This is a genomic window from Mycolicibacterium sp. ND9-15 (assembly GCF_035918395.1).
Taxonomy (GTDB): domain Bacteria; phylum Actinomycetota; class Actinomycetes; order Mycobacteriales; family Mycobacteriaceae; genus Mycobacterium.
Genome location: NZ_CP142362.1, coordinates 305019 through 330928 on the forward strand (window position 1 = coordinate 305019; position 25910 = coordinate 330928).

The 25910-nt window shown below is 67.5% G+C and carries 23 protein-coding genes and 1 pseudogene; 8 read left to right on the forward strand and 16 right to left on the reverse strand.

What is annotated here, in order from left to right; all coding sequences use genetic code 11:
* Positions 1-5 precede the first annotated feature (5 nt).
* Positions 6-1181 carry a M24 family metallopeptidase gene (locus QGN32_RS01455; protein ID WP_326546919.1) on the reverse strand — a complete coding sequence of 392 codons (1176 nt, stop codon included), beginning with the start codon at positions 1179-1181 and terminating at the stop codon, positions 6-8.
* A 33-nt stretch (positions 1182-1214) separates the two neighbouring features.
* On the opposite strand from QGN32_RS01455, the gene QGN32_RS01460 reads away from it, so the two are divergent.
* From QGN32_RS01460 to QGN32_RS01470, 3 genes are all read left to right on the forward strand, one after another.
* Positions 1215-1760 (forward strand): B-4DMT family transporter, encoded by a 546-nt coding sequence (locus tag QGN32_RS01460; RefSeq protein WP_326546920.1) that lies wholly within the window; start codon positions 1215-1217, stop codon positions 1758-1760.
* A gap of 186 nt (positions 1761-1946) precedes the next feature.
* Entirely contained in the window at positions 1947-5138 is a 3192-nt protein-coding gene (locus QGN32_RS01465) for an ATP-binding protein (protein ID WP_326546921.1), read from the forward strand.
* On the forward strand, positions 5135-6838 hold the full coding sequence (locus QGN32_RS01470) for a hydroxysqualene dehydroxylase (protein ID WP_326546922.1): 1704 nt from the start codon (positions 5135-5137) through the stop codon (positions 6836-6838). Before QGN32_RS01465 ends, QGN32_RS01470 begins: the two co-directional genes overlap by 4 nt.
* Here the strand turns inward: QGN32_RS01470 and QGN32_RS01475 are convergent.
* The 11 genes from QGN32_RS01475 to QGN32_RS01525 form a co-directional block, all read right to left on the reverse strand.
* Positions 6798-7634: a DUF5995 family protein gene (locus QGN32_RS01475; protein ID WP_326546923.1), complete on the reverse strand. Its 837-nt coding sequence runs from the start codon at positions 7632-7634 to the stop codon at positions 6798-6800. The two genes, QGN32_RS01470 and QGN32_RS01475, sit on opposite strands and share 41 nt — an antisense overlap.
* A 281-nt stretch (positions 7635-7915) precedes the next feature.
* Positions 7916-8344, reverse strand: coding sequence for a type II 3-dehydroquinate dehydratase (aroQ, locus tag QGN32_RS01480; RefSeq protein ID WP_326546924.1), 429 nt, complete (start codon positions 8342-8344; stop codon positions 7916-7918).
* Positions 8341-9417: a 3-dehydroquinate synthase gene (gene aroB / locus QGN32_RS01485; protein WP_326546925.1), complete on the reverse strand. Its 1077-nt coding sequence runs from the start codon at positions 9415-9417 to the stop codon at positions 8341-8343. The genes aroQ and aroB overlap by 4 nt, the downstream gene beginning before the upstream one ends.
* A complete protein-coding gene (locus tag QGN32_RS01490) occupies positions 9410-10057 on the reverse strand; it encodes a shikimate kinase (RefSeq protein ID WP_326546926.1) in 648 nt (215 codons plus the stop codon). The genes aroB and QGN32_RS01490 overlap by 8 nt, the downstream gene beginning before the upstream one ends.
* Positions 10057-11271, reverse strand: coding sequence for a chorismate synthase (gene aroC, locus QGN32_RS01495; protein WP_326548879.1), 1215 nt, complete (start codon positions 11269-11271; stop codon positions 10057-10059). Before aroC ends, QGN32_RS01490 begins: the two co-directional genes overlap by 1 nt.
* A 134-nt stretch (positions 11272-11405) precedes the next feature.
* Positions 11406-11831, reverse strand: coding sequence for a prepilin peptidase (locus tag QGN32_RS01500; protein WP_326546927.1), 426 nt, complete (start codon positions 11829-11831; stop codon positions 11406-11408).
* Positions 11832-11840: 9 nt separating this feature from the next.
* Entirely contained in the window at positions 11841-12647 is an 807-nt protein-coding gene (locus tag QGN32_RS01505; protein WP_326546928.1) for a shikimate dehydrogenase, read from the reverse strand.
* Positions 12644-13885, reverse strand: coding sequence for an endolytic transglycosylase MltG (locus QGN32_RS01510; RefSeq protein ID WP_326546929.1), 1242 nt, complete (start codon positions 13883-13885; stop codon positions 12644-12646). Before QGN32_RS01510 ends, QGN32_RS01505 begins: the two co-directional genes overlap by 4 nt.
* Positions 13878-14459 (reverse strand): Holliday junction resolvase RuvX, encoded by a 582-nt coding sequence (gene ruvX, locus QGN32_RS01515; protein WP_326546930.1) that lies wholly within the window; start codon positions 14457-14459, stop codon positions 13878-13880. The genes QGN32_RS01510 and ruvX overlap by 8 nt, the downstream gene beginning before the upstream one ends.
* A gap of 4 nt (positions 14460-14463) precedes the next feature.
* Positions 14464-17163 carry an alanine--tRNA ligase gene (gene alaS, locus QGN32_RS01520; RefSeq protein WP_326546931.1) on the reverse strand — a complete coding sequence of 900 codons (2700 nt, stop codon included), beginning with the start codon at positions 17161-17163 and terminating at the stop codon, positions 14464-14466.
* A gap of 117 nt (positions 17164-17280) precedes the next feature.
* Positions 17281-17712: a secondary thiamine-phosphate synthase enzyme YjbQ gene (locus QGN32_RS01525; RefSeq protein ID WP_326546932.1), complete on the reverse strand. Its 432-nt coding sequence runs from the start codon at positions 17710-17712 to the stop codon at positions 17281-17283.
* 127 nt (positions 17713-17839) lie between these two features.
* Between QGN32_RS01525 and QGN32_RS01530 the strand changes: the two genes are divergently transcribed.
* A complete protein-coding gene (locus tag QGN32_RS01530; protein ID WP_326546933.1) occupies positions 17840-18460 on the forward strand; it encodes a hypothetical protein in 621 nt (206 codons plus the stop codon).
* A 78-nt stretch (positions 18461-18538) separates the two neighbouring features.
* Positions 18539-18847: a GlsB/YeaQ/YmgE family stress response membrane protein gene (locus QGN32_RS01535; protein ID WP_326546934.1), complete on the forward strand. Its 309-nt coding sequence runs from the start codon at positions 18539-18541 to the stop codon at positions 18845-18847.
* Between the two features lie 212 nt (positions 18848-19059).
* Here the strand turns inward: QGN32_RS01535 and QGN32_RS01540 are convergent, their stop codons facing one another.
* Together QGN32_RS01540 and QGN32_RS01545 are read right to left on the reverse strand one after the other, a co-directional pair.
* Positions 19060-20388 (reverse strand): replication-associated recombination protein A, encoded by a 1329-nt coding sequence (locus tag QGN32_RS01540; protein ID WP_326546935.1) that lies wholly within the window; start codon positions 20386-20388, stop codon positions 19060-19062.
* A 25-nt stretch (positions 20389-20413) separates the two neighbouring features.
* Entirely contained in the window at positions 20414-21250 is an 837-nt protein-coding gene (locus QGN32_RS01545; protein WP_326546936.1) for a DUF3097 domain-containing protein, read from the reverse strand.
* 85 nt (positions 21251-21335) lie between these two features.
* Between QGN32_RS01545 and QGN32_RS01550 the strand changes: the two genes are divergently transcribed.
* Together QGN32_RS01550 and QGN32_RS01555 are read left to right on the forward strand one after the other, a co-directional pair.
* A complete protein-coding gene (locus QGN32_RS01550) occupies positions 21336-22136 on the forward strand; it encodes an SDR family NAD(P)-dependent oxidoreductase (protein ID WP_326546937.1) in 801 nt (266 codons plus the stop codon).
* Complete coding sequence (locus QGN32_RS01555; protein WP_326546938.1) at positions 22133-22609, forward strand: nuclear transport factor 2 family protein; 477 nt, start codon at positions 22133-22135, stop codon at positions 22607-22609. Before QGN32_RS01550 ends, QGN32_RS01555 begins: the two co-directional genes overlap by 4 nt.
* Before the next feature lie 76 nt (positions 22610-22685).
* On the opposite strand, the pseudogene QGN32_RS01560 reads toward QGN32_RS01555, so the two are convergent.
* A pseudogene (locus tag QGN32_RS01560) lies at positions 22686-23069 on the reverse strand (putative zinc-binding metallopeptidase); the annotation flags it as partial.
* A gap of 195 nt (positions 23070-23264) precedes the next feature.
* On the opposite strand from QGN32_RS01560, the gene QGN32_RS01565 reads away from it, so the two are divergent.
* The gene (locus QGN32_RS01565; RefSeq protein ID WP_326546939.1) at positions 23265-24059 is read left to right on the forward strand and encodes an SDR family NAD(P)-dependent oxidoreductase; all 795 of its coding nucleotides are present in this window, start codon (positions 23265-23267) and stop codon (positions 24057-24059) included.
* Between the two features lie 58 nt (positions 24060-24117).
* On the opposite strand, the gene aspS is transcribed toward QGN32_RS01565, so the two are convergent.
* The gene (gene aspS, locus QGN32_RS01570) at positions 24118-25884 is read right to left on the reverse strand and encodes an aspartate--tRNA ligase (protein WP_326546940.1); all 1767 of its coding nucleotides are present in this window, start codon (positions 25882-25884) and stop codon (positions 24118-24120) included.
* Positions 25885-25910 lie beyond the last annotated feature (26 nt).

Here is a 25910-nt window from a genome sequence, read left to right on the forward strand (position 1 = left end):
TCCTGTCAGAGGACGGCCAGTTCCTTGGGGAACCGGGTGAGCAAGTCTGCGGTCTGATGTCGCCGGCTACCCGGCTCCACGGTCTGATGTCGCCGGCTACCCGGCTCCACGGTCTGATGTCGCCGGCTACCCGACTCCGGGGCGCCGTCTCCGACGACGAGCGTGTCCTCGATACGGACGCCGCCACGGTCGGGCAGATAGACACCGGGCTCCACGGTCACCGCAGAGCCAGCAAGCAGTGTACCGACGGCTGCCCCGCTGATTCCCGGCGCTTCGTGGATTTGCAGGCCGACACCGTGTCCGAGGCCGTGGCTGAAGTTCTCGATGTAGCCGGCGTCGGCGATGACCTGCCGGGAGGCGGCGTCGACGTCCTTGAGGGCCACGCCGGGAGCCAGTGCCTCGCGGCCGGCCCGCTGCGCGGTGGCCACCACGTCGTAGATCTCCCGCTGCCAGTCCGCGATCGGCGCGAGCACGAAGGTCCGGGTCATGTCCGAGTGGTAACCGCCGACCAACGCGCCGAAGTCGATCTTGACGAAGTCGCCGGCCGCCAGCACGGCATCGGTGGGCCGGTGGTGCGGGATCGCCGAATTCGGGCCGGCCGCCACGATCGTCTCGAAGGACGGGCCGTCGGCGCCATGCTCGAGCATCAGCGACTCGAGTTCGCGGCCGACTTCCTTCTCGGTCCGACCCGCGCGCAGCCCGCCGCGGTCGATGAGGTCGCGCAACGCCGCGTCCGCCGCCTCGCACGCCAGTCGCAGTAGTGCGACCTCGCCGGCGTCCTTGACTTCCCGCAGCGCCTCGACGGTTCCTGCGGCACGCACCAGTTCGGTCTGCTCACCGGCGGCCGTCTCCAACGCGGAGAACGCGTCAACGGTGACCACGTGACTCTCGAAGCCGAGTCGACGCACCCCGTCGGTCGCGGCGCGGTGCGCCAGATGGGGTCCGCATGCTCGCTCGATGACGATCTCGGCGTCGGGCGCCTGCCGGGCCGCTTGAGTGCGGTAGCGCCCATCGGTGGCGAGCACGGGCGTCTTCTCGTCCGCCCGAACCAGCAGGGCGGCGTTGGAGCCGGTGAACCCGCTCAGATATCGCACGTTCACCAGGTCCGATATCAACATGGCGTCGATCCCGGAGTTGGCGAGCCGCTCGCGCAACCGGTCCCGGCGCTGTGAAATAGTCACGGTCGATGACGCTACTCGCTAAGGTGAGGCCCCATGAGTAAGTGGTTGCTGCGCGGACTGGTGTTCGCGACCCTGATGGTGATCGTGCGATTGCTGCAGGGCGCGTTGATCAACGCGTGGGAAACCAGGGCGGGTCTGATCAGCGTCGTGCTGGTGGCGCTGTTCGCGCTCGCCGTGTTCGCTTGGGGTCTCGTCGACGGCCGGGCCGACGCCCGCGCCAACCCGGATCCGGACCGCCGCGGGGATCTGGCGATGGCCTGGCTGCTGGCCGGTTTGTTCGCTGGGATCGTCAGCGGCGCGGTGGCCTGGTTCATCTCGCTCTTCTACAAGAGCCTCTACGTCGAGGCACTCGTCAACGAGCTCACCACGTTCGCGGCGTTCACCGCGCTGCTGGTGTTCCTGATGGCGCTCGCGGGCGTGGCGCTCGGCCGCTGGCTCGTCGACCGCAAGGCCGACCAGTCGCCGCACCTGCACCATGCCGGCGACGAGGATCGTGCGGACACCGACGTGTTCGCGGCGGTCAGCCAGCCGGCCTCAGACGACTTCACCGAGGCCGCACCCCGCGAGGACCGGGCTTAGAACCTGGCTTAGACCGCGTTCTGCTACTGAGCATTCGGCACCATCAGTTTCTCGTCCACGTCGTCCACGCTGAACAAGCACCGCACGGCGGGCAGATTACTCTGCACCCCGCAGCACCTGAACGGTTATCCGCATATTCGCGGCCAGGCGCGATACTCTTAACCGGTTCTGGGGCAGGAGGAACAGGTGGGCCCTGGCGGAAGCGGTCTATCGATCGATGAACTGCTCGACCGGGCGGTGCGCGCGATCAACGGCGGTGACCACGCGACTGCGACTGCCCTTGCCGGACAGGTGCTCTTGGTCGACCATGGCAATCCTGAGGCCGAGGACCTGCTCGCGGCGTCCGGGAAGCGCGGCGAGATTCGGCGGCTGACACTGATGTTCGTCGACCTGGTCGACTCAACGGTGTTGTCCACCCGGGTCGAACCAGAGACATACCGCGCCTTGGTGGGGCACTACCGTGACGAAGTGGTCCGGATCGTCGATCACTATGAGGGCCACATCAGTTCGACCAAGGGCGACGGACTGCTGGCGATGTTCGGCCACCCCAGGGCGCACGAGGATGACGCACGGCGCGCCGTGACGGCAGGATTGGACATCATGCGGGCGGTGGCGGGGCTCAGCGAGCAGACCCAGCGCAGATTCGGTGTGGCCTTGAGCGTTCGCGTCGGCGTTCATCGCGGCGTGGTCTACCTCGACCCCGCCGAGAATGACGTGTACGGGTTCGCCGCCAACCTGGTGCAACGAATTCAGTCCCTGGCCGAGCCCGGCTCGGTCGCAGTATCCGATGCGACTGCCGCGCTTGTGGGCAACGCATTCGAACTCGCCGCATGTCTGCCGACTCCGGTCAAGGGGGTGGACGAACCGGTTCGGTATCACCGTGTGCTCGCAGAACGATCACAGGCGTCGTCAGGTCGATCGGTGCCCCTGGTCGGCCGTCACCGCGAGCGAACGTGGCTGATGCAGACGTGGCAGCAGACGCGCGAGGGGCGGTCGACGTGCCGGGGCGTGGCGTTCCGTGGCGAACCCGGCATCGGCAAGACCAGGCTGGCCCATGCAGCTGCCGAACTGGTCGAGGAATCGGGCGGGACCGTCGTCGAACTCTTCGGTTCACCTCTGCATACCGACACAGGCCTGTACCCCGTTCGCAGACTCCTGGAACGTCATTGCGGCATCACGCGATTCACCGACGGCGCGGCAAGGTTGCGACTGCTGGAAGCCGAATTGGTAGCTCGCGGCGTGGATGCGCCGACGACGGTACCGCTGTTGGCGCCGGTCCTGGGTGTGGGGTCCGAACACGGCTATCGTCCGGCCGCGGTCGAAGGTCGTACGCTCTACGATCTGATCGGAGCGGCAGCGCACCGTTACGTGTCCGCATGCCTCGGCGACAGCGCAGGTCTTGTAATCGCCGAGGACGTGCACTGGTTCGATCCGTCGACCATGGAACTGCTCAATTCGATACTCACCTCGGCCGAGGGTCGACTCCTGGTCGTGCTCACCGGACGGGAAGGTCCGTGGCTGAAGGCCGATTGGCCGATAGCGTGTTTCGAACTTTCGCCGTTCTCCGAGGAGGAGTCCAACACACTGATCGACACCCTCAACCCAACTGTGAGCGACGCGCAGCGGTCCGCAGTGTGCCGCCGGTGCGACGGGGTCCCGTTCTACATAGAGCATGTCGTGGCGGGGTTGAACGGGGCGGCGGGCGAAGAGCAGGTACCGGAGGCCCTATACGAACCGCTGTTGGCCCGCCTTCACACCCGTACGGACATTGTGCCGGTGGTGGAGGCGGCGGCAGTAATCGGGCGCAGTGGCGATCTCGCCCTTCTGCGTTCGGTGACAAAGGGTGAAGGCGAAATCGATTATGCGGTAGCCGAACTGGTCAAGTCTCAAATTTTCGAGCCCACGCGGGACGATCGCTGGCAATTCCGTCACGAGTTGTTGCGAGAGGTCGCAATCGAACTCGCGCCACCTAGTCTGCAGCGGGAACTGCATGCCCGCGTGGCACGCGCTCTTGTGGAGGGCGCGACTGGAATCGAACCCGATTGGCGAGTCGTGGCGCGACACTACGAAGTCGCACAGCGGTTCGATGACGTGGTCGTTGCGTACCGGAAGGCGTGTGTCGACGCCCGGCGGCGCGGAGCCGCCGCGGAAGCGTGCGGATATCTGACCAATGCCCTCAATCAGCTTGACCGCTGCGAACCGGGAGCCACGCGTGACCGAACCGAGATAGCGATCCGCCTTGAACGCGGGTTCTTGATCGGGGCTGCTCACGGAAGTATGAGCGGTGACAGCCCAGCGGATTTCGAGCGGTGTCTGCAGATGACAGCCTCCGGTGAATACGAGGACGAACTCTATGCGACGCTGACCGCACTGGTGAGCTATTACGTTCCTAGGGCCGAGTTGCGGCGGGCACATGACCTGCTGGACTCGATGGCCGGCCGAATCATCATCCAGGATCAACCATGGGGCTATGCCGCGATCAGGTCATCGCTGGGTTCCGTCACCTGGCTGGAAGGTGACTTCACGACCGCACGAGGGCATCTGTCGCAGGCGCTGGACCTTCTTTCCGCTGTCAAGCCGCGACAGCCAGACACCGCGTGGTGGGGAAACACCGACCCGATCTCTGGAGCGCTCACCTATCTGGCAATGACGGATGTGCTTTGTGGCGACCTCGATCGGGCCAAGGCGAACCTGGCTGAATCGGTACGCCATTGCGACAGCCTGGAATTCCCGCTGAACGCCTTCAATCGTGCCCACACATATTTCATGCAGGTGTGGGTAGCACTGGAGGCCGGCCAACTCAACGAGGCCGCGACACTCGTCGCTGAGATGCGTCAATGCACGGAAGAATCCGGCCTGGACTTGTGGCGGGTCGTCACCGCTGCACAGCACAGCATTGTCAAAGGGTTGGCTGCGCTCGGTGGCGGTGCCGACGCGCAGACGCTGGAGGTACGTGCGCAGAAGATTGCGCGGTTCGTCGATGGTTCGCGAATGATGCAACTGAACGTCTACCTCACCTTCCACGACGGAATCATCGCACGCTTGCTGTTCGCCGCAGGCAAGCCGGATCCGGCGCGAGAGAGGTTGGACATGTCGTTACAGCGGGCGCACGAGACGGGAATGCACTTCAATGACGCCGAGTTGATGCGGCTGCGCGCACACGCCCTGACTGATGCGCAATCGCGTCGGGACGCGCTCGCCGCCGCGCTTCAGCTCGCGCGCAAGCAGGGTGCGCCCCTGTTCGAATTACGCTGCCTGATCGATGCTTTCGATATTCACGGCGACGCAGCCCGTCCTGAGCTGGCGGACGCTGTCCACCGCTTTCCCGGCGACGCACGATGGCCCGAAATCGCATCTGCCGAACGGATACTGTCATGACATCTGTCGCTGTGCTAGGCGGCGGAGTCGCAGGCCTGACCGCAGCACACGAACTCGCCGAGCGCGGCTTCGCAGTCACCGTCCACGAGCGCAGGCCGGATGCGTTCGGCGGAAAGGCGCGCTCGATCCCTGTGCGGGGCTCGGGCAGTGGCGGGCGGCTCGATCTGCCTGGCGAGCATGGATTCCGATTCTTCCCCGGGTTCTACAAACACATCCCGGATACGATGGCGCGCACCCCGCACGGTCAGAAGACCGTTGCCGAGCACCTCGTCCCAACCACCCGGATACTGTTGGCGCAAGCTGACGGCCGCCCTGAGCTCATCGGTCTCGCCGAGCGACCCTCATCGTTCGAGGACTTCACGGCCACGGCCGAATTCATCCGCAAGGCCGGCACAAGCCTGGGCATCAGCGGGCAAGAGCTCGCAGTCTTCATCGAGCGGCTGCTGACGCTGCTGAGTTCATGCGACGAGCGCCGGTTCGGTCAGTGGGAGAAGACGAGTTGGTGGGAGTACGTCGGTGCGGCGCAACGGTCCCCCGCGTTCCAGAAATTCCTGGCGGACGGCATGACCCGCACCCTGGTCGCCGCACGCGCGCGGGAACTGTCTGCGCGCACCGGTGGCCTGATCCTGTGCCAGCTGCTGTTCGACATGGTGCGCGCCGATGGACGGCTGTCCCGCGTACTCGACGGGCCGACGAGTGAGGTCTGGATCGAACCATGGACCGCGTATTTACGCGACCTCGGCGTGGATTTGCGCACCGGCTCCACGGTCACCGCAATCCAGTGTGACAGGCTGCGGGTCACCGGTGTGACCGTGGAAACCACTGCCGGTGTGGAGCCGGTCGTCGCCGACTATTACGTGTCCGCGATGCCCAAAGAACAGCTCGAGAAGCTGGTGTCGCCAGAGCTGCGGGCGGCCGACCCGGTCTTGGGCAGGCTGCCGCTGTTGGTCACTCGCTGGATGAACGGCATCATGTTCTATCTCGACCGGGATGTGCCGCTACAGCCGGGCCACGCTATCTTCATCGACTCCGAATGGTCGCTGACCGCGATCTCGCAGAAGCAGTTCTGGCCCGACGTCAACCTCGAGCAGCGCGGCGACGGCCGAGTCGAGGGCATTCTGTCCGTCGACATCTCGGAGTGGCAACGAGCGGGGAGGCTCTGCAAGAAGGTCGCAACCGAGTGCACTCCGGAGGAGATACGCGCCGAGGTGTGGGCCCAAATCGTCGCACATATCGACGACGGATCACTCGACGAGCAGAACGTGATCGCGTGGTTCCTCGATCCGGCGGTCGTTTTCCCGAACCCGATGCCGGCGACCAACCTCGAACCACTGTTGATCAACACCGCCGGGTCGTGGGCCAACCGCCCCGAAGCCGTCACCCGGATTCCCAACTTCTTCCTCGCCTCGGACTTCGTTCGCACGTACACGGACTTGGCAACCATGGAAGGCGCCAATGAGGCGGCGCGACGGGCGGTCAACGGGATCCTCGACGCGATGGGTTGGCGGGGGCCGCGTTGCATGATTTGGCCATTGCAGGAGCCGGAACTATTCAAGGGCGCGCGCCTGGCCGACCGCGTGTTGTGGAGGCTGGGCCGGCAACCAGCCAGACCACCCGTCGCCGTCAACGCTGAAGGCGGACTGGAGCCGGCGGGACCGCTCAGCCGCGGACTGGCCGGACTGGCCCGCCTTTTCGGATGAGCGACCGATTCCGGAATCGACGGTCCAGGTACCGCTCGTCCAGCGGGTCCGGCTGAAATGCCGCCTTGTCCAATGCCTCCAGGTGAGTGGCGATGTTGTGATTCTCGCGCGTGGCGATGGCATCCACTATGCGGGGAATCAGTCGGAAATATCGTGGCGGATCGAGGTACCAGGCCCCGAGCGCAGCGGCCCAGGACATCTGATTCACCGTTTTCTCGCGGGCCTTTTCGTGATTCATCGCCAGGCCGATGGCGAACAACCAGCCTGATTTCCGGAACTTGATCAATACCCTGCTGATGATCCCGATTTCGTTGGGTACCGCTCGGCGAATCCACAGCACCGCCGGCGAGAGTCCCTCAGTGACGCGGAGCATGCCGCGAATCTGTGTGGCCACCAGCGCGTTGATGAGTTGAAAATCGTGCTCGAACGCATCCATCGAATACGGCACCATCTCCGCGGTCGCTAGGCCCAGGTCGAAGTTTATGTGGGCATTCAGCCCAGCCACCATGTGCTGCAACATTGTCGACTGCCCGAGTTCCTGGCGCACGAGAGCGACCTCCCAGGGAAGGGTCAACCCGTCATAGTCGTCGGGACAGAAGTAGGCGTTCAATGCGTCGAAGTAGCGCTTCGCGAACACGGCATCGAACTGCTCCATCTGCGGCCGATCGCAAAACAGGCCTTCGTCAAGTGCGGCGCGAATCGCGACGGTGGACCGCTTGTACAGCACCGCGAAGTAACCGATGGTGCTCTCCTCACGGATCGCCCAATCGATGATCTGACCAAGATTGCGCACCACATCATCGATGTTGTTTGCTGGTCGCAGGGGCACCCACGGGACACGCGGAGATGGAGCGACGCGGCGAGCCGCCACCGACGGGCGCGCGCTCTCAGTGACTATGCGCTGCTGACCGCCTCGATGCGAGACCGTCGATATGGCGTCCTGCACAGTTCTGTCCTGGGTAGTCATCGTTAGCGCACCACCTTCACTTGAGGCCGAACCGCCCGCCGAAGCGGTGTGGACGACTTAACGATGGCACCATTCGATCTCGGTGACGTGAGTATCCGACTACCTGTGTTTCAGGCAGCTAGGTACCGCAGGGCCAGCAGGTAGCCCTGCACCCCGAGGCCGACGATCACGCCGGTGGCCACCGCGCTCAGGTAGGAGTGACGCCGGAACTCCTCGCGGGCGTGCACGTTCGAGATGTGCACCTCGATCAGCGGCGCACGCAGTTCGGTGCAGGCGTCGCGCAATGCGACCGATGTGTGGGTCAGCGCGCCGGCGTTGAGGATCACCGGATCTCCGGCGTCGGCGGCCGCGTGGATCCAGCCCAGCAAATCGGCTTCGCTGTCGCTCTGCCGCACAACGGCGTTCAGTCCCAGCTCCGCGGCTTCGCGCTCGATCAGCGCCACCAACTCGTCGTGCGTGGTGCTGCCGTACACGTCGGGTTCGCGGCGGCCGAGTCGACCGAGGTTGGGACCGTTGAGAACCAGCACCGTCGTGGTCATGACGCCACCTCTGCGTAGGCCGCCGCCAGAAGCGACGGGTCGGGCCCTTCCAGACGTCCCGGCTTGGCGAGGCCGTCGAGTACGACGAACCGCAGCACGCCCGCCCGGGTCTTCTTGTCGCCCGCCATGGTCTCGAGCAACTCGGGCAACGCGTGGGCGTCATAGCTGACGGGCAGACCCAGCGACGCCAGCACGGACCGGTGCCGGTCGGCGGTACCGTCGTCGAGCCGGCCCGCGAGCCGGCCGAGTTCGGCGGCGAACACCAGACCCACCGATACCGCGGCGCCGTGCCGCCACTGGTACCGCTCACGGCGCTCGATCGCATGGGCGAGGGTGTGACCGTAGTTGAGGATCTCGCGCAGTTGCGATTCCTTCTCGTCCGCGGCGACCACCTCGGCCTTGACCGCGATCGCGCGCCGGATCAGCTCGGGCAGCACGGTGCCCGTCGGCTCGAGCGCGGCCTCCGGGTTCGCCTCGATCAGGTCCAGGATCGTCGGATCGGCGATGAACCCGGCCTTGACGATCTCGGCCATCCCCGCCACCAGCTCGTTGCGCGGCAACGTCTCCAGTGTGGCTAGGTCGACCAGCACGGCGGCCGGTTGGTGAAAGGCGCCGACCAGGTTCTTGCCCGCATCGGTGTTGATGCCCGTCTTGCCCCCGACCGCGGCGTCGACCATGCCGAGCAGCGTGGTCGGGACGTGCACGATGTCGATTCCGCGCAGCCAGGTGGCGGCGGCGAACCCGGCGACGTCGGTGGCCGCTCCCCCGCCGAGGCTGACGATGGCATCCTTGCGGCCGATCCCGATGCGGCCCAGCACTTCCCAGATGAATGCGACGACGGGCAGGTCCTTGCCCTTCTCCGCATCCGGGATCTCGATGCGATGCGCGTCGATCCCATTGCCCGACAGCGTGCCTCGAATCGCCTCGGCGGTCTGCGCCAGGGTCGGCTGGTGCAGGATCGCGATCTTGTGCCGACCGGCGAGCACTCGTTCCAGGTCGCCGAGCAATCCGGTGCCGATGATCACCGGGTAGGGCGGATCGACGAGGACGTCCACGGTCACGGGCTCAGTCACGGTTGACCTTCGCGTTGCGGGCGGCGACCGCCGCCGGTGACGGCGGGGCCTCGGTGCTGGGTTCGGCGGCAAGCGAGGACGGCCCCCGACGGCAGGGCGGGCGGCGCCTGCGCCGAGACGGGTTGGGCGCGTCCGGATTCTCGAGCCGGGTCGCGATGTAGCGCACCACGGCGCCAGGATTGCGCCGGTTGGTGTTGACGCGGATCGTCGCCACCTGTCGGTACAGCGGGACCCGTTGCGACATCAAGGCTTTGAACTTCTCGGCGCGGTCGCCACCGGCCAGCAACGGACGTACGGTGCTCCCGCCGGTGCGGCGCACCCCCTCGGCGGCGCTGATCTCCAGATAGATGACGGTGTGGCCGGCCAGCGCCTCGCGCACACCGGGCGTGGTGACCGCACCGCCCCCCAACGACAGCACGCCGTCGTGGGTCTGCAGCGCCGCGCGGATGATCTCTTCCTCGATCCGTCGGAACTCTCGTTCGCCGTCGGTGGCGAAGATGTCGGCGATGGTGCGGCCGGTGGTCTCCTCGATCGCGGCGTCGGTGTCCAGCATCGACACATCGAGCGCCTTGGCCAGCCGCCGCCCGATCGTCGACTTGCCCGATCCGGGCAACCCGACCAGTACCGCGCGGGGTGCCATCAGCCGGACGCCTGCACCGGGTGCGCGCCGGACGGTTCGCGCTCCGCCACCGTGTGCAGGTAGTTGTCGATGTTGGCGCGCGTCTCGCTCAGCGAGTCGCCGCCGAACTTCTGCAGCGCCGCCCGGGCCAGCACCAGCGCCACCATGGTTTCGACGACCACGCCGGCCGCGGGTACGGCGCACACGTCGGAGCGCTGATGGATCGCGACGGCCTCCTCGCCGGTGGCCATGTCGACGGTGGCCAGGGCGCGCGGCACCGTGGAGATCGGCTTCATCGCCGCGCGCACCCGCAACGGTTGGCCGTTGGTCATCCCGCCCTCCAGGCCGCCCGCGCGGTTCGTCGATCGCATCACCCCGTCCGGGCCCGGGTACATCTCGTCGTGGGCCACGCTGCCGCGGCGGCGGGCGGTCTCGAACCCGTCGCCGATCTCGACCCCCTTGATCGCCTGGATGCCCATCACCGCGGCGGCGAGTTGGCTGTCGAGCCGGTTGTCTCCGCTGGTGAACGAGCCCAACCCGACCGGCAGGCCGTGGGCCACCACCTCGACGACACCGCCCAGTGTGTCGCCGTCCCTCTTGGCCGCCTCGATCTCGTCGATCATCGACTTCTCGGCGTCCTTGTCGTGGGCGCGCACCGGGCTGGCGTCGATCGCGGCCAGGTCGCCGGCGTGCGGCGGCGGGCCGACGTAGGGGTCCGACGCCCCGATCGAGATGACGTGCGAGAGCACCTCGACGCCGAGCGCCTCGAAGAGGAACGCGCGGGCGACCGTGCCGGCGGCGACGCGGGCCGCGGTCTCACGCGCGCTGGCGCGCTCGAGCACCGGACGCGCGTCGTCGAAGCCGTACTTGAGCATGCCCGCGTAGTCGGCGTGCCCCGGCCGGGGCCGGGTCAGCGGCGCGTTGCGCGCACTTTCGGCCAGCTCGGCGGGATCGACCGGGTCGGGTGCCATCACGGTTTCCCACTTCGGCCACTCGGTGTTGCCGACCTCGATCGCGATCGGACCGCCCAGCGTGACACCGTGGCGCACCCCCGCCAACATGGTGACCTGGTCCTGCTCGAACTTCATCCGGGCGCCGCGGCCATACCCGAGACGGCGGCGGGCCAGTTGGCCGGCGATGTCGTCCGAGGTGACATGCACGCCCGCGACCATGCCCTCGACCACGGCCACCAGGGCGCGGCCGTGAGATTCACCAGCAGTGGTCCATCGCAACACGCGTCCCATCTTCCCACGTCGGCCGTTCGGCCCCGAATCAGCCGATCACCCGCCGTCGGGGACCCGGTCGAGCTCGGCGCCGGCCTGCCGCTGCGCGGCCCTCCGGCCCTCGGCGCCCGGTACCTGGCTTGCCGCTAGATCGTCACCAACGCGGTTGCCACGGCGGCCGCCGAGCACATCGAGAGGCCGTGTGGGACAGTCGTTTCCCGGTGACAAGCGACCGCCACAACGGCCCACCCGGCGGTAACCAGTGGTGCCCCGAGCGCGGCGAGCGTCCAGACGTCGATACCGAAGGCGCCCGTCAGCGCACCGACGCCGATCGCGAGTTTGACGTCGCCCGCACCCATCGCCGCCGGCCGGAGCAGATGCACGCTCAGGTATACGGCGAACAGTGCGATGGCACCGATCAGCGCCGGAAGCCCGCGCCCGGCCACAGCCGCAGCGGTCAGAATCACGAACGCACCCGGCATGGTCAGCCAGTTCGGCAGCCGCCGCCTGCTGACATCGAACACGCTCAGCGCCACCAACCACGCCAGCACCACGCCGCCCGCGACCCCCACAGACCGACACTAAGCCCCTGACAGCGCCGCCCTCATCGCCTCTTTCGGCGCGGGCATTCCCGTGAACTGCTCGACCTGCGCGAAGGCCTGGTGCAGCAGCATCTGCAGACCGCTGATCACCCGCCCGCCCGCCGCTTCCACCGCCGAGGCCAACGGTGTCGGCCACGGCTCGTAGATCGCGTCGAGCAGCAACGGGATGTCCGCGAGTGCGGGTGCGTAGGCCGCGGCCGCGTCGGCGGGGATGGTGTTGACCACCAGGTCCGCGTCGGCGACGGCCCTGCTCAGTTCGGGACCGCCGATCTCGCACCATCGGGCGTCGGCACCCAACCGCGTCGCGAGGTCCACCAGCGGCGCGGCCTTGTCGGGGTTCCGGGCTGCCACGGTCACCCGCCGCACGCCGAGTTCGGCCAGGCCGACGACGACCGCGGGCGCCGTACCGCCGGATCCGACCACGATGCCGTGCGCGGCCGCGGGGTCCCCGAGTGCTCCCGTCACGCCGTCGACGTCGGTGTTGTCTGCGCGCCAGCCGATCTCGGTGCGCACCAGGGTGTTGGCCGAGCCGACCAGTTCCGCGCGGGTGGTGCGCTCGTCGGCGACGGCCAACGCCGCGAACTTGCCGGGCATCGTCACCGACACACCCACCCACTCCTGACCGAAACTCGCCACCAGCCCCGGCAACTGCTCGGCGGTGCACTCGATTCGCTCATAGGTCCAGTCGTTCAGCCCCAGCGCGCGATAGGCCGCAAGGTGCAACTGCGGCGAGCGGGAGTGTTCGATCGGCGAGCCGAGCACCGCCGCTTTGCGGCCCCCGCTCACCGCGCCGAATCGAGAACGCCATTGCGACGGGCGAGCTCGATGTTCGCGAGGTGCTGCTGGTACTCGCGGGTGAAAAGGGTTGTGCCGTGCATGTCGATGGTGACGAAGTACAGCCAGTCCCCCGGCGCAGGCTGCTCGGCAGCGGCCAGCGCGGGCTGGCTCGGTGAGCAGATCGGGGTAGCCGGAAGTCCCGGTCGGACGTAGGTGTTCCAGTCAGTCTGTTGCGCGCGGTCATCGTCGGTGGTGGCCACTTCGATCCGGTCGAGCGGGTAGTTGACCGTGGAGTCGAACTCGAGGGTGCGGTTCTCGGCCAACCGGTTGTAGATGACGCGCGCCACCTTGGCGAAGTCTTCCGGTGTGGACTCCCGCTGCACCAGCGAGCCGACGGTCAGAATCTCGTACGGCGACATCTTCATGGCGGCAGCCGTCTCGATCAGTCCACCGTTTGCGTATTGCGCCGCGCTGGCGGAGACCAGGTTGGCGAGGATCTCCTCGGGCTGAGCGGACGGGTCGATGTTCCACGTCCCCGGGGCGATCAGTCCCTCGAGGCGACGATGGTCTTCTCCCATCGCGGTGACGGGGCCCATAGCCCAGTCGGGCACCCCGAGTGCCGTCGGCGTGGCCGTCGCGGCCACCTCCTTCAGCGCGCCCACCGGCACGCAGTGGCGCTCACCGTCGAGGTCGACGCACGTCGCGCGGGAGATCAGGTTCAAGATGCCATCGGTGACAGCGTTGGTCTTGACGTCGCGAACGTCGTCGAGTTGGCGCCCTTCGGCGATGGTGAGCTTGCCGACCCGGTTCTGCGGGTCTGCCAGTCGCTCGACGGCGTCGGCCGCCGGAATCTCGGTTCGCATCTTGTAGAACCCGGGCTGGATCGCGGAGATCGCGTCGTTGTCCTCGGCCGCGTCGACGAACGCGCCGACCGTCGCGACGATGCTGTGCTCCTGCAGCGTCTTGCCGATCGCGGTGGTGGAGTCGCCGTCGTGCACCTGGATGACCACGTCGTTGACGCCGTCGCCGGTGAAGTCGTTACCGCTGAACAACGAGTGCCACATCTTCGATCCGAGGAACACCACGCCGATGACGACCACGATCAGCAGACCGACCGCCAGGGCGCCCGCCAGGCGACGCTTGCGCCGGTTGCGCGCCGCCCGCATCCGGTCCGCGCGGGTGATCCGGCGCCGCGGCGGACCGACCACCACCGGTTCGGCCCGCTCGCGGCTCCAAGGGTTAGTCATCCCCGACCTCTCCGTGCGCGGCGAAATGCTCATCCGCTCCTCGCGTGCGCGACGCCGCGCGCCGCTGGTCCAACCAGTTCTGCAGAATGCTCACCGCCGCCGCCTGATCGATGATCGAGCGCTGACCCCTGGCACGAACACCGGCCTCCCGCAGCGAGCGCGCAGCCACCACCGTAGTGAGTCGCTCGTCCGCCAATCGCACGGGTGTCGGCGCGATCCGCGTGGCCAACGCGTCGGCCAACGCGACGGCGTCCTGCGCGGAGGTCCCGGAGCGGTCGGCGAGCGTGCGGGGCAACCCCACCACGACCTCGACGACGTCCAGGTCCTCGACCAACCCCACAAGTCGCCGGATGTGGCGGTTGGTGCGGTCGCGACGGACGGTTTCGACCGGCGTGGCCAGGATGCCGTCCGGATCGCTGGCGGCCACACCGATCCGCACGCTGCCGACATCGATGCCGATCCGTCGACCCCGCCCCGGGTCCGGTGGGTTCAGGGAATCTCCTGGCCGATCCGGCGAGCGATCTTCTGATGCTCTTGGCGTAAGCGGCGCATCGCCCGTCGGTGTGGATTCCACGCGGCTAGCTCCGGTCGATCTCTGCGCGCAGCGCGGCCAACGCCGCGTCGATTCCTGCCGCCCCCCTACCGGAACCCTGTGCCAGGTCGGCCTTTCCGCCGCCACGGCCGTTGACCGCCGCACCCAACTGCTTCACCAGATCGTTTGCCCGAAAGCCGAGGTCTTGCGCGGCCGGGTTGACCGCCACCACGAACGGGACCGTGTCGTTGTCGCCCTCGGCGATCAGTGCCACCACGGCGGGGTCGCTGCCGAGCTTGCCGCGGATGTCGCCCACCAGGGTGCGCAGATCGCCGGCCGACATCCCACCGGCCATCCGCTGCGCCACCAGACGGACCCTACCCACAAGTTCCGCCCCGGCGGCGGCATTCGCTGCCGCGGCGCGCGCATTGGCCAGACGCAGCCGATCCAGCTCCTTCTCGGCCGCCCGCAGCCGCTCGACCAGGTTCGCCACCCGTGCCGGCACCTCCTCGGACGGGACCTTCATCGACGAGGCGAGGCCGGCCATCAACGCCCGTTCCTTGGCAAGGTGGCGGAACGAGTCCAGACCGACATAGGCCTCGACGCGGCGCACGCCGGAACCGACCGACGACTCGCCGAGGATGGTCACCGGACCGATCTGCGCGGAGTTGTGCACGTGGGTGCCGCCGCACAGCTCCAGCGAGAACGGGCCGCCGATCTCCACCACGCGGACCCGGTCGGGGTACTGCTCGCCGAACAGCGCTATCGCGCCCATCGACTTGGCCTTCTCCAGCTCCGTGCTGAACGTGTGCACCTCGTAGTCGGCCTCGACCGCCTCGTTGGTGACCTCCTCGATCTCGGTGCGCTGTTCCTCGGAGAGCGGGCCCTGCCAGTTGAAGTCGAACCGCAAGTAGCCCGGCCTGTTCAGTGAGCCCGCTTGAACGGCGTTCGGCCCCAACACCTGCCGCAGTGCGGCGTGCACCATATGCGTTCCGGAATGGCCCTGAGTCGCGCCGTGCCGCCACCGCGGATCCACCGAAGCGATCACCGTGTCACCCTCGACGAACTCGCCGGACTCGACCGTGACGCGGTGTGCCCACAGGGTTTTCGCGATCTTCTGCACATCGGTGACCGCCGCCTTGGCCGCGGCGGACGAGCCCGAGCCGCTGATCGTGCCCTCGTCGGCGATCTGACCGCCGGACTCGGCGTAGAACGGAGTGCGGTCGAGGATCAACTCGATGCGGTCCGGTTGCTCACCACGGCGGCTGTGAGATACGACGGGCACCCTCGTACCGTCGACGAAAATACCGAGAATCCTTGCCTCGGAGGATAACTCGTCGAACCCGGTGAACTCGGTGGGCCCTGCGTCGACCAGCTCGCGATATGCCGACAAGTCCGAGTGCGCCTGCTTGCGTGCCGCTGCGTCTGCCTTGGCACGCTGCCGCTGCTGGGCCATCAGGCTGCGGAAGCCTTCCTCGTCGACGCTCAGGTCGGCCTCGGCGGCCATCTCCAAAGTCAATTCGATCGGGAAGCCGTAGGTGTCGTGCAGGGTGAAGGCGTCATGCCCGGACAGTCTGTCGGCGCCCTTGGCCTTGGTCGCGCTGGCCGCCTCCTCGAACAGGCGCGAACCGGACGCCAGTGTGCGGTTGAATGCGGTCTCCTCGGCAACGGCGATTCGCTGGATGCGATCGAAGTCGGCGACCAGTTCGGGGTACGACGGGCCCATCGCGTCGCGCACTGTGCCCATCAGGTCCGCCATGACCGGGTCTTCGACGCCGAGCAGTTTGGCGGCGCGGATGATCCGGCGGAGCAGGCGGCGCAGCACATATCCGCGACCCTCGTTGCCGGGGCTCACACCGTCGCCGATGATGATCGCCGCCGTGCGGCTGTGGTCGGCGATGATTCGGTAACGCACGTCGCTGGCATGTGAGCCGGGGCTTCCGTACGGGATCGGCGAGCGCGTCTCAACGAGGTCGATGGCTGGGCGCAACAGGTCAGTCTCGTAGACGTTGTCCACGCCCTGCAGCAGGCAGGCGACCCGCTCGACGCCCATGCCGGTGTCGATGTTCTTGCGTGGCAGTGGGCCGAGGATCTCGAAGTCCTCTTTGGAGGTGCCCTCGCCGCGCTCGTTCTGCATGAACACGAGGTTCCAGATCTCGATGTAACGGTCCTCGTTGACCACCGGGCCGCCCTCGACGCCGTAATCGGGGCCGCGATCGTAGTAGATCTCCGACGACGGCCCGCACGGTCCTGGAATGCCCATCGACCAGTAGTTGTCGGCCATTCCGCGCCGTTGAATGCGGTCCGGCGGCAGTCCGGCGACCTGCTGCCACAGTTCGCTCGCCTCGTCGTCGTCCAGATAGACCGTGGCCCACAGCCGCTCCGGATCGAGCCCGTAACCGCCCCGGTCGACCGGGTTGGTCAACAGCGTCCAAGCGAGTTCGATGGCGCCCTTCTTGAAGTAGTCGCCGAACGAGAAGTTGCCCGCCATCTGGAAGAAGGTGTTGTGGCGGGTGGTGATGCCCACCTCATCGATATCGGGCGTGCGGATGCACTTCTGAATGCTGGTCGCCCGTTTCCACGGCGGGGCCTGCTGCCCGAGGAAGTAGGGCACGAACTGCACCATGCCGGCGTTGACGAAGAGCAGATTGGGGTCGTCGAGGATCACCGAGGCGCTCGGCACCTCGGTGTGGCCCGCTGTCACGAAGTGATCGAGGAAACGCTTCCTGATCTCGTGTGTCTGCACGTCTGATACATCCTTGAAGTTTCGCTGGTACCTGCGACTATTCGACCGCACTACAGTACCGGCCGCGGTTGGCAGGTCGAAAAGTCAACGAACGGGCGTCGCTCGCAGTGCCCCAGGTCAGACTCGATCGGATATCGCCGCGTCCCCGGCGTCGGCGATGAAGCTCAGGCGCACTTCACGCTGCGGATTGTCGCGGTTGAGATCGACGAGGACGACGCTCTGCCAGGTGCCGAGCAGCGGTCGGCCGTCCTGTACGGGCAGAGTCACGGAAGGCGACACCAGCGCGGGCAGCACATGGTCGGCGCCGTGGCCCGGTGAGCCGTGCGAGTGACGGTAGCGGTCGTCGCGCGGGAGTAGCCGTTCGAGCGTGTCCACCAGGTCGGCGTCGGAGCCCGCGCCCGTCTCGATGATCGCCACACCCGCGGTCGCGTGTGGCACGAAGACATTGCACAAGCCGTCGCCGCGGCCGCCGCAGAACGAGCGCACCGCGTCGGTCAGGTCGATGATGCGGCGCTGGCCGGTGTCGATTTCGAGCACGTCGGAGTACACGCCGTCCAGGGTACGAGCGGCGCACCGAAAGCCGCCTGATCCGTTGTGCCGGACGCGTCTCGAGAGGAAGCTGAGAAGTGGTCCGGTGGTGTCACTGGGGCGCCACCCCGAGCGAAGGGGGTGGGCCGTGTACGCACGCTCTACCACAGTCCAGGCACGACCTTCGTCGATCGATGACGGCATCGACTTCATCCGTACCGAGGCGATGCCGGCGTTGGCGGCAATGGACGGGTACGTCGGCTTGTCGCTGTTGGTGGATCGGGATTCCGGCCGTTGCATCACGACCAGCGCGTGGGAGTCCGACGACGCACTGCAGGCGAGCACCGAGCGGGCGGCCCCGCTGCGGGAGCGCGCCGCAGAACGCTTCGGCGGCGAGGGTTCCGTCGATCAGTGGGAGATCGGCGTGATGCACCGCGATCACCGATCGGCGCAGGGCGCATGCGTCCGTGTGACCTGGCTCAGGCTGCCGCGCGAGCACATCGCCCGCTCGATCGAGTTCTACAAGACCGATGTGCTGCCGGCCCTGGCGGATCTCGACGGGTTCTGCAGCGCCAGCTATCTGGTCAACCCGGCTTCGGGACGCGCGGTCTCGTCGACGACCTTCGACAGTCACGAGGCGATGTCGGGAAATCAGGAGCAGGCCCGCGAACTGCGTAACGCGCGGACCCGCGAACTCGGCGCCGACATCGTCGACGTCGGCGAGTTCGATTTGGCCGTCGCGTACCTCCGCGTACCGGAAATGGCCTGATCCGTAATTGCTTGACTCGACCGTTTATTGACGTCGGTGTCGGGGTACCTCACTGTCACCCGAGACCATGGAGGAACCATGACCATCACCGGCGTTATCACCGCAATTCTGATCGGCGCAGTGGTCGGCGTGCTGGCGCGCCTGATCCTGCCCGGCAGGCAACCCATCGGCATGCTGGTGACGATCCTCGTCGGCATCGTGTCGGCGTTCATCGGCACCTGGCTTGCCCATGCGATGGGCCTGCCCACCGCCACCAAGGGAGTCGACTGGATCGAGCTTCTCGTCCAGGTCGTCGTCGCCGTGATCGGTGTGGCTCTCGTGTCCGCGCTGATGGGCCGCAGGCGCACCGGCGTGATGGGCACGCGCCGCCGCGGCGTGCTCCGGTAGCCGCGCCACCCCGGCGATCCCGGCTGTGCCCCCCGGCAGCCGGGATCGCTTCTGTCACAAGCACATCAGCAGTTCGTTCTGCTCGAGCACCTGAATGTTTTCGGACACCCCCTGTTTGGTGATGCCGAAGGCTGATCGCGATATTGCACCCACGGCTTGAATCCAAGGGTCGGCCAACGACCGTGACTGCAATCTTCGGAGTCGGCTTCGGTTCAGCGCGTGCGGCGGATGATCGCGCGCAGCTTCTCGAGCCGGGTGCCGATCTCGCGTTCGGCACCGTGGTTGGTCGGCCGATAGTAGTCGACGCCTACCAGTTCATCGGGCGGATACTGTTGTGGCACAATGCCGTCCGGGTCGTCGTGGCTGTATTTGTAGCCGATCGCGTTGCCCAGTTTGTTGGCACCGGAGTAGTGGCCGTCGCGCAGATGCGGCGGCACCGATCCCGCCTTGCCCGCGCGGATGTCGGCCATCGCCGCGCCCAGCGCCGTCGTCACCGCATTCGATTTCGGCGCGGTGGCGAGATGAACCGTGGCGTGCGCCAGCGTCAGTTGCGCTTCGGGCATCCCGATCAGCTGCACGGTCTGCGCGGCGGCGACCGCGGTCTGCAGTGCGGTCGGGTCTGCCATGCCGACATCCTCGCTGGCCAGGATCATCAGCCGCCGCGCCACGAACCGCGGGTCCTCCCCGGCGACCAGCATCCGGGACAGATAGTGCAGGGCCGCGTCCACGTCGGATCCGCGGACCGACTTGATGAACGCGCTGATCACGTCGTAGTGCTGATCCCCGTCGCGGTCGTAGCGGACCGCGGCCTTGTCGAGCGATTGCTCGATGGTTTCGACCGTCACCTGCTCCCCCGCTTCGGCCGCGACCTCGAGAGCGGTCAACGCACGGCGGGCATCGCCGGCCGACAGCGTCACGAGGAGGTCGACGGCCTCGTCGGTGACCTTGACCTTGCCGCCGAGGCCGCGCGGGTCGTCGATGCCACGACCGACCAGCGTGCGCACCGCGTCGGCGCCGAGGGGCTGCAACTGCAGGATCAGCGACCGCGACAGCAGCGGGGCGACGACCGAGAACGACGGGTTCTCGGTGGTCGCCGCGACCAGTGCCACGACGCGGTTCTCCACGGCGGACAACAGCGCGTCCTGTTGTGTCTTGGAGAACCGGTGCACCTCGTCGATGAACAGCACGGTCTGTTCGCCGTGGGCGGCGGCGCGCCTGGCGACGTCGATCACGGCCCGGACCTCTTTGACCCCCGCCGACAGCGCCGACAGCGCCTCGAACCGGCGGCCGGTGGCCTGCGAGATCAGCGACGCGAGCGTGGTCTTACCGGTGCCGGGCGGACCGTAGAGGATGACCGAGGCCGCCCCCGAGCCCTCCACCATCCGGCGCAACGGGGAACCGGGTTGCAGCAGATGGTCCTGCCCGACGACCTCGTCCAGCGTCGCCGGGCGCATCCGCACCGCCAACGGCGCCGACGCGCCGACCGCCCCCGCGGCAGGCGAGGCGGCCTCACCGGGGACGTCGAACAGACCGTCGGACACGCCTTCTGCTTACCACGGACCGGTGTCAGTACGCGGCGGGCGCCGTCACGAAATCGATCAGCTCCTCGACCCGCCCGATCAGTTCAGGCTCGAGGTCGGTCCAGTCGCGCACCCGTCCGCGGATCCGCTGCCAGGCTCTCGCGATGTCGGCCTGCTCGGCGGCCGGCCAGCCCAGCGCGCGGCAGACGCCCTGCTTCCACTCGACGCCTTTTGGGATCACGGGCCACGCCGCCACGCCCAGCCGCGCGGGTTTGACGGCCTGCCAGATGTCGACGAACGGGTGGCCGACGACCAGCGTGTGCACGCCGCCGGGCCCGCGCCGCACCGCGTCCGCGATGCGTGCCTCCTTCGAACCCGCCATTAGGTGGTCGACGAGCACCCCGAGCCTGCGACCGGGTCCGGGCCGAAAGTCCTCGACGATCGCCACGAGATCGTCGACGCCGCCGAGGTGTTCGACGACGACCCCTTCGACCCGCAGATCGTGGCCCCACACCTGCTCGACGAGTTCGGCATCGTGTCGGCCCTCGACGTAGATGCGACTCTCCAGCGCGACCTTTGCCCGCGCCCCGTGTACCGCCACCGATCCCGACGCGGTCCGGGTAATTGTGGGTGCGGCGCGTTTGGGCGCGGTCAGGATGACGGGTTTACCGTCGATCAGGTATCCCGGGCCGACGGGAAAGGGTTTGCGGCGGCCGTTGCGGTCCTCCAGTTCCATCCGGCCGTATTCGATGCACACGACGGCGCCGACGTAGCCGGTCTGCGCGTCTTCGACGACCAGTCCGATCTCGGCCGGCCGCTCGGTCGAACGGACTTTGCGGTGCGGGTTGTTGGCGAGGATGTCAGAGCCATAGCGATCAGCCACCGGGCGATCGTAGGGTCCGGTTCTCCCGCCAACTGACGCAAAGTGTCCCCGACACGCCGAGATTTCGTCAGCGACAATGCTGGGTGTGACGGATCTGACCCGATATGGACCGTGGGCGGTGATCGCCGGCGGCTCCGAGGGTGTGGGCGCCGAGTTCGCCCACCAACTCGGCGCTGCGGGGATCAATCTCGTGCTGATCGCGCGCAAGCCCGATCCCCTCGAACGGACGGCCGACGCGTGCCGTCGAAGCGGCGTCGACGTGCGAACGGTCGCTGCCGATCTGACGTCACCCGACACGCTGGGCCGGGTGGTGGCCGCCACCTCCGACGTCGAGGTCGGACTGCTGATCTACAACGCCGGCGCCAACACCTGCAGCGAGCATTTCCTCGACGCGGACCTCGACGACTTCCAGCGGGTGATCGACCTGAACGTCGGCGCGATGCTCGCACTGGTGCAGCACTTCGGCCGTCCGATGCGCGGGCGCCGCCGGGGCGGAATCCTGATGGTCGGATCGATGGCGGGTTACCTGGGGTCCATGCGCCACACGGTGTACGGCGGTGTGAAGGCGTTCGGGCGGGTCTTCGCCGAGGGCCTGTGGCTGGAGTTGCGCGAATACGACGTCCACGTGCTGGAACTCGTTCTCGGAGTGACCCGCACGCCCGCGATGGAGCGCGTCGGGCTGAACTTCGACGTGCCCGGTATGCGGGTCGCCGAGCCCGCCGACGTGGCGCGTGAAGGCCTGGCGCAGTTGGGGAACGGGCCGGTGCATGTGGCGGGCGGCAACGCCGCCGATGTCGCGCGTCGCAGCGATCCGGACCGGGCCAAGATCGTCCTGGGCACCCACCGTTTCATGGAGAAGTTGTTGGGCGAGAAAGGAAGCAGATGACCGACGTGGCGGACCTGGAGCGGCGGTTGCAGCGCATCGAGGACGAGCGCGCGGTCGAACGGCTGATTGCCTCGTACGGCCCCCTCGTCGACGCGGGCGAAGCAGACGTCGTGGCGGATCTCTGGGCGCAAGACGGCAGCTACGACGTCGAGGGGTGGTACATGGCCAACCGTGACGAGGTCGCGGCGATGGTGCGCTCCGACGCCCACCAGGGGCTGATTCGTCGAGGCTGCTGCCACTTCCTCGGGCCGGCGGTGGTCACGGTCGATGGCGATGACGCGGTCGCCGTGTGCGAGTCGGTGCTGGTGACACGCCGCGACGACGGGTTCGCCGTGTCGCGGGCGGGCGCCAACCACTTCCGGTTGCGCCGCCGCGACGGGCGATGGGTCATCGTCGCGCGGCGGACACGGGCGTTGAATGGCACGGCCGAGGCGCGGGAGCTGTTGGCGTTGGGAGTGGCGGGACACTCATAACTCACGAGCGACCGCAGAATGCCAAACTTGCGCGGCGTGTCGCGCGCAAACACGGTCGCTCGCGGCAGTTGTGAGGCTAGGCGATCTCCTCGACCACCGTGTGGATGAACCGCATCTTCTCGAGCACCGCGGCCGCCAGCACGAAGGGATAGAGATCCGTTTCACCCATCGAGCGGTTCAACATGTTCAGCGCCCACGACAGTGGTAGCCACAACTCGATGATGGCGTCGAACCCGCTCGGCCCCAGCACTTTACGCTCGAATGTCGCCGCCGCGGGCGCGACACCGAACGCGGCGGCGGTGTCGAGGGTGTCGCGGATGTGCAGATAGTGCGCGAACGTCTCCGCCCAGTCCTCGGCCGAATGCATGGTGGCGTAGGAGGATACGTAGGTCTGCCCCCAGTTCGCGGGCGTTCCGTCGGTGTAGTGGCGGTCGAGCGCGGCCTGGTAGTCGGCGTCGGGTGGGCGCACGTCGAACAGCGCCTGCTGGATCCGCGCGGTGCGGTACCTCGCCAGCAGGCCGTCGGACGCATTCGGTGCCGGAAGTGCCATCAGTGCAGAACGGTAATCGGTTATCGCCGTGATTGGGATTTCGGTGCGTAACTGATCGATGACCGACCAGATGCGCACCGAAGTCACCCCGCATAATCAACAGCCATGCGAGCGATAGTCACCGGCGGTAACAGCGGCGTGGGTAAGGCGACGGCAGCGGCACTGGCGGCCGACGGCCACAGCGTCCTGATCGCCTGCCGCGATGTCGACAAAGGGAAGCGCGCTGCGGCCGAGATGGCCGGCGACGTCGACGTGGCCGCCGTCGATCTCGGCGACCTGGCCAGCGTGCGCGCGTTCGCCGACTCCGTGGAATCCGTTGACGTGCTGGTGAACAACGCCGGTGTGATGGGTATGCCGTTGACGCGCACCACCGACGGGTTCGAGGCCCACATCGGCATCAACCACCTCGGCCACTTCGCGCTGACGTGCCTGCTGGCCGACCGGATCACGGACCGGGTCATCTCGGTGGCCAGCGCGACGTACTTGTTCAGCACGCTGCACCTCGAGGATCTCAACTGGCACCGCCGGAAATACTCGAAGTGGAGCGCCTACGGCGAATCCAAACTGGCCAACCTGTTGTTCGTCGCCGAGTTGGCCAACCGAGGCGTGCGCACGTACGCCACCGATCCAGGCGCCACCGACACCGACATCACCCGATCGCTCGGAATGGGCGAGCATCGGCGGATGCGGCGCCTGATGCACACCCCGGCCCAGGGCGCCCGCGCCACCCTGCAGGCCGTGACAACCGAGCTCCCCAGCGGCACCTATCTGGCGCCGCGGTTCAACCAGTTCGGCCGGCCCAAGGTGACGCGGTTGCGGCGAAAGGCGGTCGATCCGGTGATGGCCCGCCGGTTGTGGGACGCGTCGGCCGAACTCACCGGATGCGACTGGCCGCGCTGATCGGCACTGTCACCCGCGGTCGTAGCGTTCGTCGCGCCGGACCCGACGTGGACTGGGGCTAGTCGGTTTTCGGCTTGGCGTCGATGCCGGATTCCTTGCGCTGCTGCGCGGTGATCGGCGCGGGGGCACCGGTCAACGGGTCGACACCGCCGCCTGACTTGGGGAACGCGATCACCTCACGAATCGAGTCGGCGCCGGCCAGCAATGCGGTGGTGCGGTCCCAGCCGAACGCCAGCCCGCCGTGTGGCGGCGCGCCAAAGGTGAACGCTTCCAACAGGAATCCGAACTTCTCGTCGGCTTCGGCCTTGTCCAAACCCATCACCGCGAACACCCGCTCCTGAATGTCGCGGCGGTGGATACGGATCGAACCGCCGCCGATCTCGTTGCCGTTGCACACCACGTCGTATGCGTCGGCCAGCAGGCTGCCCGGATCGCTGTCGATGCGGTCCTCGAACTCGGGTTTGGGTGCGGTGAAGGCGTGGTGCACCGCGGTCCACGCACCGGATCCGACCGCCACGTCGCCGTGTGCCGTCGCGTCGTCGGCCGGCTCGAACAGCGGCGGGTCCACCACCCAGGTGAACGCCCAGGCGTCCGGGTCGATCATGTCCAGTCGCTTGGCGATCTCGATGCGGACCGAGCCGAGCAGCGCCCGCGACCCCTTGGCCGGACCGGCCGAGAAGAACACGCAGTCGCCCGGCGACGCGCCGACATGAGCGGCCAGACCGTCGCGTTCGGCGTCGGACAGGTTCTTGGCGACCGGGCCGCCCAGCGTGCCGTCCTCCGCGACGAGCACATAGGCCAGCCCCTTGTGGCCGCGCTGTTTGGCGAAGTCCTGCCAGGCGTCCAGCGTGCGACGCGGCTGGGATGCGCCGCCGGGCATGACGACGGCGCCGACATACGGCGCCTGGAACACCCGAAACGGGGTGCCGGAGAAGTATTCGGCGCACTCGACGAGTTCGAGTCCGAATCTCAGATCGGGCTTGTCCGTACCGAACCGGCGCATGGCCTCCGCATAGGTGATCCTGGGCAACGGCAACGGCACGTCGTATCCGATCAACCGCCACAGGGCGGCGATGATCTCCTCGGAGACCGCGATCACGTCCTCGGAGTCGACGAAGCTCATCTCGAGATCCAGCTGGGTGAACTCGGGCTGACGGTCGGCACGGAAGTCCTCGTCGCGGTAGCAGCGCGCGATCTGGTAGTACCGCTCCATGCCCGCCACCATCAGCAACTGTTTGAACAGCTGCGGGCTCTGCGGCAGGGCGTAGAACGATCCCGGCTGCAGCCGAGCGGGCACCAGGAAGTCGCGGGCGCCCTCCGGGGTCGAGCGGGTCATCGTCGGTGTCTCGATCTCGACGAAGTCGTGGCGCGCGAGCACCTCCCGGGCCGCGGCATTCACCTTGGAGCGCAACCGGATCGCGTGACCGGGGCCGTCGCGGCGCAGGTCGAGGTAGCGGTACCGCAGCCGCGCCTCCTCGCCGGCCTGCTCGTCGAGCTGGAACGGCAGCGGCGCGCTCTCCCCCAGCACGGTCAACGACGTCGCGTTGACTTCGATCTCACCGGTGGCGATCTCCGGATTGGCGTTGCCTTCCGGGCGGATCTCCACCACACCGTCGATGGCGATGCAGAACTCCGCGCGCAACCGGTGCGCGGCTTCGAGCACCTGCCCTTCGCGGAACACGACCTGCGACACCCCCGACGCGTCGCGCAGGTCGATGAAGATGACACCGCCATGGTCGCGGCGACGCGCCACCCAGCCGGCCAGCGTCACTTTCTGACCGGCGTCGGCGAGCCGCAACGATCCGGCGGCATGACTGCGCAGCACTGAAACTCCTGAGGAAATCGTCCGAC

Bases quoted from the DNA above. Each gene is read 5' to 3' on its own strand.
- QGN32_RS01470 (WP_326546922.1), top strand. From the start codon at position 5,135: ATGACATCTGTCGCTGTGCTAGGCGGCGGAGTCGCAGGCCTGACCGCA.
- QGN32_RS01565 (WP_326546939.1), top strand. From the start codon at position 23,265: ATGCGAGCGATAGTCACCGGCGGTAACAGCGGCGTGGGTAAGGCGACG.
- QGN32_RS01555 (WP_326546938.1), top strand. From the start codon at position 22,133: ATGACCGACGTGGCGGACCTGGAGCGGCGGTTGCAGCGCATCGAGGAC.
- QGN32_RS01490 (WP_326546926.1), bottom strand. From the start codon at position 10,057: ATGGCACCCCGCGCGGTACTGGTCGGGTTGCCCGGATCGGGCAAGTCG.
- aroQ (WP_326546924.1), bottom strand. From the start codon at position 8,344: ATGACCACGACGGTGCTGGTTCTCAACGGTCCCAACCTCGGTCGACTC.
- QGN32_RS01535 (WP_326546934.1), top strand. From the start codon at position 18,539: ATGACCATCACCGGCGTTATCACCGCAATTCTGATCGGCGCAGTGGTC.
- QGN32_RS01510 (WP_326546929.1), bottom strand. From the start codon at position 13,885: ATGACTAACCCTTGGAGCCGCGAGCGGGCCGAACCGGTGGTGGTCGGT.
- QGN32_RS01460 (WP_326546920.1), top strand. From the start codon at position 1,215: ATGAGTAAGTGGTTGCTGCGCGGACTGGTGTTCGCGACCCTGATGGTG.